Raw genomic sequence first — 9,071 nt, 5'->3', positions numbered from 1 at the left:
GAATCCATTTTTATCCTTAGAACAGATTGAACGACAAGAAAAATCATCAGAAATTGCCATTGTTTTTTGGCAATTTCTGATGATTTTTTAGCTATTTACACGGAGTTGTTTGAGGTATGAATAATTTGGGTATAACTAATTAGAATTTGTTGTTTGTGTTCATAACTACTAAAACCTACAGTATGTTTTTGTGTCCTATCTCCATCATCAAAAGAAAAAGTAATATTTTTTGTTTCACTATAATTAATTGCATTACCTGGGGAAACATATTCATATTTTCCATCGGTCTCTCGTTTGGGTTTGAACATAACCTCTCCCAAATTATAGATGACGACAATAGGTGTCAATCGCTTATCGCTTTTTTGGGAGTGAGTGTAATAATAGATTTGATGCCAACTGAGATTGGTGAAAATATATATAGTGATGGCAAGTAAAAGTAAGAAGATCCGAATCAGTTTTTTTCTTTGTTTTTTCATGGAGATGCCTTTCTTGATTACGATTCCTCGACTCTAACGATAGTTTCATACAGTAAAACCCATTATCTCTAATAGAACCAAAGCATCAAGAGTTCTAGATAATCTAAAGATTCCCCCTAAATTCATCCATCCTCAAGATGAAGCATCTTCTTCTCATCAAAAGTCAGGTCATAGAGCCATTGGAGATTGAAGATAGGTGGTACAACACGAGTTTCAAGGACATGATCCGTCAACTGTTTGACGTAACGGTCAACCATGACTTGATCTTCCTGAGAAGGTTTTTCTTCCGTGATATCATCTGGCGTGTATTTATAAATATTCGTTATTTTAAAATTCGGGTCTAATTGAAAATTAATACTAATATCTTCATCATGATAATATACACCAACAGATGTATGAAAGCTAGGGACTCCTTGATCTGATATGAATGAATATGAGAATGAAGCCGATTCATTGTAATTAATGGCATTACCTGGAGACACATATTCATATTTTCCATCGGTTTCTCGTTTGGGCTTGAACATAATCTCTCCCAGATTATAGATTACAACAATGGGTGTCAATCGCTTATCGCTTTTTTGGGAGTGAGTGTAATAATAGATTTGATGCCAACTGAGATTGGTAAAAATATAGGGAACTATATACCAGTTTACACTAGATACAATATGTAGTATTCAAGATTATCAAAAAAGGCGACTTCCAAACGGAAATCGTCTTTTAATAATGTCTAAATTCTTCTGGATGTTCGGTCATATACTCTGCCAACCATTCCATACCATAGGCTATTTCAAAAACTTCCAAAACCATTGAAATATCAGGTTGAAATCCGTATTCTTTGAGTTTAGTGATAACATCTTTTATGGAACGGATTTTAACCAGCTTAATAATGTCCCCAGCATCCTGCCTGTCTCTATCTCGTCCGCTTTCTAGTTTCATTCCGAGAATGTAAGAAAGTGGAGGAACAAGGACAGTCAGGTTTGAATAGCCGTATGCCTTCTCACAGATGGAACGTGGCGGTATTCTATTCATATTAGCTACATTGTTGTTCAGCCATAATTCATTAGGTTCATTCACACCAAAATCATTACCAACTTTCTCGATGATACTTCTGATTTTAGCATCTTCTTGATAAAAGGCATCGACATCTTGTGTTCCTCGAAGATTATAATACTCAAGGACGAAACCACCAACGCAGATAATTTCAAGTTCAATGTTTTCTTTATCTAATTCAGCATTGAGAGCTTCAAATAAGATTTTCTTATCCATAGTTCCCCTCTCTAAACAACTTTAAAATGTCTTTCGGTTGACTTTTACGATTGGCTTGTAAGACATGTTCTCTTGTATGAGTACCGTCCATTAAAGCATCTTGCAGAGTTATCTTTTGAAACGGTGTCAGAGTAGGATTTTTTAATAACTGTTCAACATCTTCGGTTGTTAGTTTGGTTTCTTCATCTTGAATAACCTTGTAAAGATAACGAAACCATAAATCGCCATCACTTCCAGCATGTTCGCTGGCTCTTACCATGTAATCATACCATGTTGTCATTACTGTTCCCCCTTATCTTCTCTAGGGTTATAGTGCATGGCTATCCAAAGTTTCTTGTCAAAATCAGATAGTTCTTTTTTCTTTGGATAAACGCAGTCATTCAAATCAGGGAATTTGAGACTATACTTTTTCTCAAAAAAGTTTTGAAATTCCTCTTTATTCTCTGCGACATCAATCAAGGCTTCCAGCTCTGCCATGTGTCTAGCGATTGCTTTTCTATCAATTTTCTTTTGATTGTCTCCAAGTACATCATAGACACATCGTTTCGTTAGTTGAGTATAAAACGAACGATGGTTAATGACAAAATCAAAAGTGTACTTTTTATTCCAGAATTTCGTATACTTGTCATAAAATCTATCAGAAAGACTAACCTGATACCCAATTAGTTTACTATCAACTCTTCGAGAAATAGACCTTTCCAATTCAAAATGTAAATCATTTAGTGTATTAGTAGCCATAAATTAGCTCCCTATATTTAGTACGGACACAGGCATTTGAAAGTAAGAGATTAAAACGCTTACTATCCGAATAATCACGAGTATTATAACGGAAAACAAATTCATCTACATAGTCTTGAAGATATTTCTTAGACCATGAGTGATAAATTCCTAAAACACCACGTTTCAATCCAGCCTAAAAGCCTTCAATCGTGTTAGTATAAACATCGCCTTGCACGTATTCACTAGAACCGTGATTTACAAAGTCATGTTGATACATCTTAGCCACTTTATTATAACCTAGCCATTCATCTGTGTAAAGTTGAGCAGTCTCTTTGACATATTTGACGATTTGTTCGGTTAATGTTTTGGCTTTAGTATCTGATACATGATGAGCATTGACTTTACCTTGACGTTGTACCATGCCAACTATGGCAGACTTGTCTTTTAAAGAACGCCCTTGAGCATTTTTGATTTTCTTAGAGTTGTGACGGTTCTTATTTTTTCCGCCAATATAAGTCTCATCAACTTCTACAACATTATCAAGAGTATTATCATTTTCAGAGCCAAAACACTTACGGATACGTTCCAACATAAACCAAGCTGTCTTTTGAGTAACGCCAATATCCTTTGAAAGTTGCACTGAAGAAATTCCTTTTTTATGGGAAGTTACAAGCCAAATCGCCATGAACCATTTACGCAATTCAATCTTAGTATTATCAAAAAGAGTGCCAGTTTTGACATTGAAGTATTTACCAGTATTTTTACAACGATATTTATTTCCCTTGCATTTATAGACTTTTGAAGTAGCATCAAAAGGGCTGACAATCACATCGCCCCAAATCATATTTTCTAAATGGTCTATACATGACTGTTCGTCAGGAAAAGCAGATTGTAAATCAAATAATGACTTAAATTCAAACTTCATAACTGGTACTCCTTATTTCTTGATTATACTATATCGAAAACAGTAATGTTTGTCAACAAAAATGTAAAGTTCTACTATACAAAAGTTTGAAAATTTGATATAATAGAACCATTAAAAAGTAAAGGAAATGATTGGTATGAATGTAATCACAGCTCACAGCTCACAGCTCACAGCTCACAGCTCACAGCTCACAGCTCACAGCTCACAGCTCACAGCTCACAGCTGATTATGTAATCGGACGTGTTTTTTGTCAACCACTAAAACAGGCTTTTTCACATTTTTGTGAGGAAGTTTTTTTCCTTTCAATTAGTGAGGTGGCATAATGGTCATCTCACTAATTGAAAATAAAGTCTCTGAAACGAAGACAGAAAATATTTTTAGAGAATTTTATGAACCAAATACTTTTTTAGAGAAAAGTGCTATTCCTGATGTATATGGGTTTAAATCAAAACAAGGTACAGACTATAAGGGTTTTCCTGATTTTTTCTTAGATAAACAATCCTTTGCAATTATTGTTGAAGCAAAAGCCTTAAAACATTCCTCAGCCGAAGCTGAAGTAAAGTGGTATATGGAAAATAATCTATTGCATAATGGGATAATCGGTATAGCAATATCAGGTCAAGAACTGAGTCAGATTAAAGTTACCTATTATTACAAGGAAACTCCCCAATCTGATATTATTCCATTTCATATAAAAGATAAACTACTTAGCCTTAAAAACTTAGAAAAACTATTCATACAAAAATTTAAAGGAGAAATTGTAAGTGAAATGGAATTAACTAGTATACTCAAACAGTTAAATGAAACATTCCATGCTGGAGGAAAAGTTCGAGATACAGATAGAAGTTTATTTTTCTCAGGTATATTGATAGCTTTGCGGAACAACAATTTCAGAAACCAATATAAGCATACTACTGCACCTGATGTTGAAGATACCGCTACTACAGATGCAACCATATTAGAAGCTCATAATTTAAACAAGTCTCTATTAGATGCTATAGAAACAGAACTAAAACGAAAAGTCAATAATCTTTCAAAAGAGTTTAATTGGAGAGATAGATTTTCGTTTATTTCAAATATAGACTATCATTTAAAAGACTACGTAAATCTTATCTCTCTTATAGAGAATAAAATTTTCGTTCCATTTATTAACAATGAAAAATTAGATATTTTAGGAAAAGCCTATAAAATATTCTTATCACGTTCAGGTCAAGCTGAAAATAAGAATATTATTTTAACTCCAGACCATATAAAATCCTTGATGGTAAAATTAGCTCGCCTCAATGTCGATGATGTTGTCATAGATACTTGTATGGGGTCAGGAGGTTTCTTAATGGAAGCACTTGAGATTTTAAGTAGCTTAGCTCAAGATGACCTTGAGAAACAAGATTATATTAGACAAAATCAGTTGATAGGTTTTGAAAACGATTCTGTATTATTCGCATTAGCGTGTTCAAATATGTTCTTGCATGGTGATGGTCGCTCTAATCTGATGTTCCGGAGTAGTTTGCTGTCAGACACTTCGCAAGCAATAGTGAATAATAGAGATGCAATTCTTCTCGAAAAAATCAGAGAAAAGAAACCAACAAAATGTATAATCAATCCTCCCTATGAAAAAACTAGCCCTATAGATTTCACTAAACAGGCTATTGAATATCTTGAACCTAATGGTAAACTCATTATCATTATGCCCACACCAACACTTAGAAAATATCAGGAGGTAGATGGAAAAACAGAGGAAATTTTGCGAATGGCTAAATTGGATTTTGTAATCAAAATGCCATTTAACCTGTTTACTGAACAAGGTCGATCGGTGAACACATCAATTTTTGGATTTACAAAGACAAAGCACAATGAAAATGACGAAGTATTATTCTACAACTTAGAAGAAGATGGCTTTGAATCTATTCAACATAAAGGAAGAGTTGATGTTGCCAATCGGTGGAATGACATTGAAAATCAAATCATAGATGCTATTCAAAATAGCAGAGAAATCAAAGGTATATCAGAGAAACGAAAAATATATAAAAACTCTGTCTTAAATTGTTCAGGCTACATAGAGCTGGAAGAAAACACATCAAAAACATTAGTGAAATTTAGCGATATTTTTGAAATTTCTCCAAAGGGTAGTCTTGCTTCAACAAAAAATGACCCTAGCGGAAAATATGATTTTATTACCGCTTCAGATGAGTGGAAAAAACACTCATCTTATGATTATGATAAAGAAGCCCTTGTATATGCACTTTATGCAGCAGGTTCTTTAGGAAAATCTCAATATGTTAACGGAAAGTTTACACCAAGTAATTTATGTGTTGTTCTGACACAAAAAAATGAGAAATACCCTGTAAATTTGAAGTTTTATAACTGGTATCTTGAAGCCATTCGTAAACAACTTGTATCTGATTTAGCAGACGGTACATCTAAATTAACTATTCCAAGAGATGACTTGCTACCTGATTACTACATAGAATATTTCCCCATCGAGGAGCAGGATAGATTTGTGGAAAAATATATAGTGCCTTATGAAAAACTACAACAAAGACTGAAATTAGAAGAAGAAAAACTCAAAGATGAAATGTCTTCCCTAATTTAAGTAACTTAAATGAAAAAGACGATTTCCGAAAGAAAGTCGTCTTTTTTGATATTATCGAAACACTACATATTGTGGTTGGTGTAAACTGGTATATAGTTCCCAAAATATATATAGTGATGGCAAGTAAGAGTAAGAAGATCCGAATCAGTTTTTTTCTTTGTTTTTTCATGGAGCTACCTTTCTTAATCCTCATCTACTAGACTCAAATTCTAATTATTTAAACGAACAGTTGGTCTCCACAGTAAAATACACCACCAATACCTAATTGAATCTCGACATATACCTTTGATTAAACAGCTTTTGAAGATTGATAAGGGGAGTTTTTTGAGCTTCGATAATATCCTGGGTGGCTGGAGCTAATAGGGCTTCGATTTCCTGTAAAGTCTTTCTCTCCAACGATTCTTCATTCTTATTTTCAACTAACGAAGAATAAGTGACAAATTTTCCTGTTGAATCAGTGTTATAAAAATATGCACCATTTGTTTTATTTATTCCCATATAATAACCCTTGCCATACCCATAGATACTATACGTGAAGTATGAATTTTTTTTGATATATATCGATTTATTATCCTCTTTATCAAAGCGAACATTCTCCGTATTTACCCTATCAATCCAATCTAGATTTTCTAAAGCCATGATCAACTCCGGTTTAGCTTCTTTTTTTCTAGGCATATGGCTAGCGTAATAGACAGAATAGCGAGTTAGATTGTACTGTGTATATCCGTATACAATTCCAGCAAGTGAGAGGAATACGCCAAGCAGTACGAAGTGTTTTTTTAGTCTCAATTCTTTATTTCCTCCTCTTAGCAGATGGCTTCGGTTTAAAAATTTGCGTAACTTTAGCAACAGCCCTAGCGATAGGCTTAGCTACTTGTGCAACTGGTCTGGTCACAGCTCTAATAACTGGTTTGACAGCTTGAACCACTGGTCTGGCTACAGCTCTAATAACCGGTTTAACAGCTTGAACAACTGGTCTAGCTACAGCTCTAATAACCGGTTTAACAGCTTGAACAACTGGTCTAACTACAGCTCTAATAACTGGTTTGACAACTTGAGTCACTGGTCTAGCTAAAGTCCTCACAACAGACTTTGCAATTATTGCAGTTGATTGAGCAAGTCTAGGAGCAGCATTCTGGATTGGTTTGACAACTCTACCAACAGCATTTTGTAATGGCTTGCTAATTTTGCGAATGGCATTTCCCATCGGTTTAATCACTCTGCTTTTTATATTTTTAAAGCCTTGTTTCATCGTTTTAGCAAGCTGTGCTGTTTTTTGTCTAGTTGCTCTCGCACCTTTTTTCACCACAGATACAAGTGGCTTGACAATTTTATTCTGTAAAACTTTTTTACCCTTTGCAAAACTTAGAGAAACTCTATTCCTAATGGATTTAACCGTACTTTGAAATGGCTTGATGATATTCTTTTGGAGAAACTGATTTGTGTTACTCATTATCCGTGTAGTTATCTTGCCTAGAGCTTTTATTGGATTCTGAAAGGCACGTTCAAAAGATTTTTCGAAAACAACTTGATCGAGTAACGCTAAATTTTCACCAATATGTGTTACCCCTTTTCTTTTAAACATACCGACAACTGCTAACCCCAATCCTCCTAAAGTTAGAGTTGATAGCAACATTTCACCTGCCAGATTCATTTTAGCACTTGTTTTATTTGTTCCGTAGACTTCGTACAATAGCTGATGGCGTTTGATCGTCAGGTCTTGGCTGTAGTACTGAATGATTCTTTCATCAAGAGGAAGATCCTTATATTTAGGATGGCGGGCAAGAATAATGGCATCCATATCCGATAAGTAATCTTTCCGATCTGTATTAGTAAATAAATCTCCAATCAAAGAATTCTGTTGCAACAAGATATTTCTTTTGACATCATCACCATTATTAAAGGCGGACCAGATAAAAGTTACTGGATTGGCCAATGGATTAATCAAGGGCTGAACAGCTAGACGCTTAATAAATGCCGTATAATCAAACCTGCCATTTTGTTTTTCAAGTGAGGCTAAAGTGGTTAGCATATGGGGAAGATCAAGCGGATAATATTTTTTATCCTCATCTTTTTTATCCTCATAATTTTTATGAGTATTTGAAATAGCTTGTAAGACAGAACCGTCTTCAACTAGTGGCTGTGATAAATAAATATTAAACAGTTTCTGAAGATCATCTGTCTTATAAGCACCATAGGCCAGCGATTGAGCCACGTCTCGATTATAAGCAGCTCGATCATTGGGATGGCTTTTCTTAGCCTCTGCCCCTGTTTTTCGAATATAATCCAGGACAGCTTTCGTCTCCTTATCGTTAAAGCCTGTATTACTGCTAAACCAGTTCTTTTCTTGCCCCTTATTCTCTCCTTTAGGTTTAGGCTTGTTTTCACCTGGTTTTGGAGCTTTCTGTTCCGGATTAGTTGCTGGTGAAGTAACTCTAGATGTAGGGGCGGCTTGATTTGCCCAACCAGATGCATAGCTTGGGTATGTAACTGAAGCTGATGGGACATACGGTTGCCTATAACGAATTCCTTGGTATTGATTATAGTTGAACGTAGGAGCTGGGTAAACTCTAGTATGGGCTGGATAAGAAACTACAGGCCTAGTATTTGTAACAGGTCTGACAGGCTTTGGTGAAAGAGGTTTCTTCGTTGGTCTTGTAGGCTGAGTTACAGATATTGATGGAAGAGGTTTTTTATAACGAATTTGGTGTAAAAAGACAACTGGTGCTTTAGGGGCTGTTGGCTTGATAGCTGTAACCGTTAATGGTGGGAGATCTGGAATAACCTTTAGTTCTGGTTTTTTAGGTTGGACTGGTTGACTGACTGTGGCATAGGCTGGCTCTTTAGGTTGGAGGGGCTTCTTAGGAGCTTCTAGCTTTTTGGTGAGAAGATCTGGTTTAAGCGGAGCGATTGGTGGATTTCCAGGTTTTTCCCTCTGGATTAGCCCACTGGCTTTAATATCCGCATTGACAGTAAACCATTGGCGGGACCGATCTCTTAGTCTGCTTGGATTAGCGGATTTTTGAATATCATTGGGGTTGTAGCGGATTCCGAAGGTAAAGGAGATCTCCCCACCTGTCGCAAGCGCAAC

At 35.4% G+C, this 9,071-nt stretch carries 7 protein-coding genes and 2 pseudogenes; 1 reads left to right on the top strand and 8 read right to left on the bottom strand.

Features of this window, described 5'->3' with window-relative positions; all coding sequences use genetic code 11:
• Positions 1-95 precede the first annotated feature (95 nt).
• The 6 genes and pseudogenes from E5983_RS07210 to E5983_RS07185 form a co-directional block, all read right to left on the bottom strand.
• Positions 96-476 (bottom strand): hypothetical protein, encoded by a 381-nt coding sequence (locus E5983_RS07210; protein ID WP_160333200.1) that lies wholly within the window; start codon positions 474-476, stop codon positions 96-98.
• Between the two features lie 122 nt (positions 477-598).
• Positions 599-1,000: a hypothetical protein gene (locus E5983_RS07205; RefSeq protein WP_160333199.1), complete on the bottom strand. Its 402-nt coding sequence runs from the start codon at positions 998-1,000 to the stop codon at positions 599-601.
• A 193-nt stretch (positions 1,001-1,193) separates the two neighbouring features.
• Positions 1,194-1,742 (bottom strand): DUF6036 family nucleotidyltransferase, encoded by a 549-nt coding sequence (locus E5983_RS07200; RefSeq protein ID WP_160333198.1) that lies wholly within the window; start codon positions 1,740-1,742, stop codon positions 1,194-1,196.
• Positions 1,735-2,022: a hypothetical protein gene (locus E5983_RS07195; RefSeq protein WP_135052756.1), complete on the bottom strand. Its 288-nt coding sequence runs from the start codon at positions 2,020-2,022 to the stop codon at positions 1,735-1,737. The genes E5983_RS07200 and E5983_RS07195 overlap by 8 nt, the downstream gene beginning before the upstream one ends.
• Positions 2,022-2,480, bottom strand: coding sequence for a hypothetical protein (locus E5983_RS07190; protein WP_135052755.1), 459 nt, complete (start codon positions 2,478-2,480; stop codon positions 2,022-2,024). Before E5983_RS07190 ends, E5983_RS07195 begins: the two co-directional genes overlap by 1 nt.
• Positions 2,470-3,387 (bottom strand): annotated as a pseudogene (locus E5983_RS07185) (IS1595 family transposase). Before E5983_RS07185 ends, E5983_RS07190 begins: the two are co-directional and overlap by 11 nt.
• A 322-nt stretch (positions 3,388-3,709) precedes the next feature.
• Between E5983_RS07185 and E5983_RS07180 the strand changes: the two are divergent.
• Positions 3,710-5,980 carry an N-6 DNA methylase gene (locus tag E5983_RS07180; RefSeq protein ID WP_160333197.1) on the top strand — a complete coding sequence of 757 codons (2,271 nt, stop codon included), beginning with the start codon at positions 3,710-3,712 and terminating at the stop codon, positions 5,978-5,980.
• A 261-nt stretch (positions 5,981-6,241) separates the two neighbouring features.
• Here E5983_RS07180 and E5983_RS07175 read toward each other — a convergent pair whose 3' ends face one another.
• Both E5983_RS07175 and E5983_RS07170 read right to left on the bottom strand, forming a co-directional pair.
• On the bottom strand, positions 6,242-6,769 hold the full coding sequence (locus tag E5983_RS07175) for a hypothetical protein (protein WP_160333196.1): 528 nt from the start codon (positions 6,767-6,769) through the stop codon (positions 6,242-6,244).
• 4 nt (positions 6,770-6,773) lie between these two features.
• A pseudogene (locus E5983_RS07170) lies at positions 6,774-9,071 on the bottom strand (hypothetical protein); the annotation flags it as partial.

It is taken from the genome of Streptococcus danieliae (assembly GCF_009767945.1).
Classification (GTDB): domain Bacteria; phylum Bacillota; class Bacilli; order Lactobacillales; family Streptococcaceae; genus Streptococcus; species Streptococcus danieliae.
The sequence above is the reverse complement of the archived record's forward strand: the minus strand, read 5'-3'. Positions and strand labels throughout refer to the sequence as shown.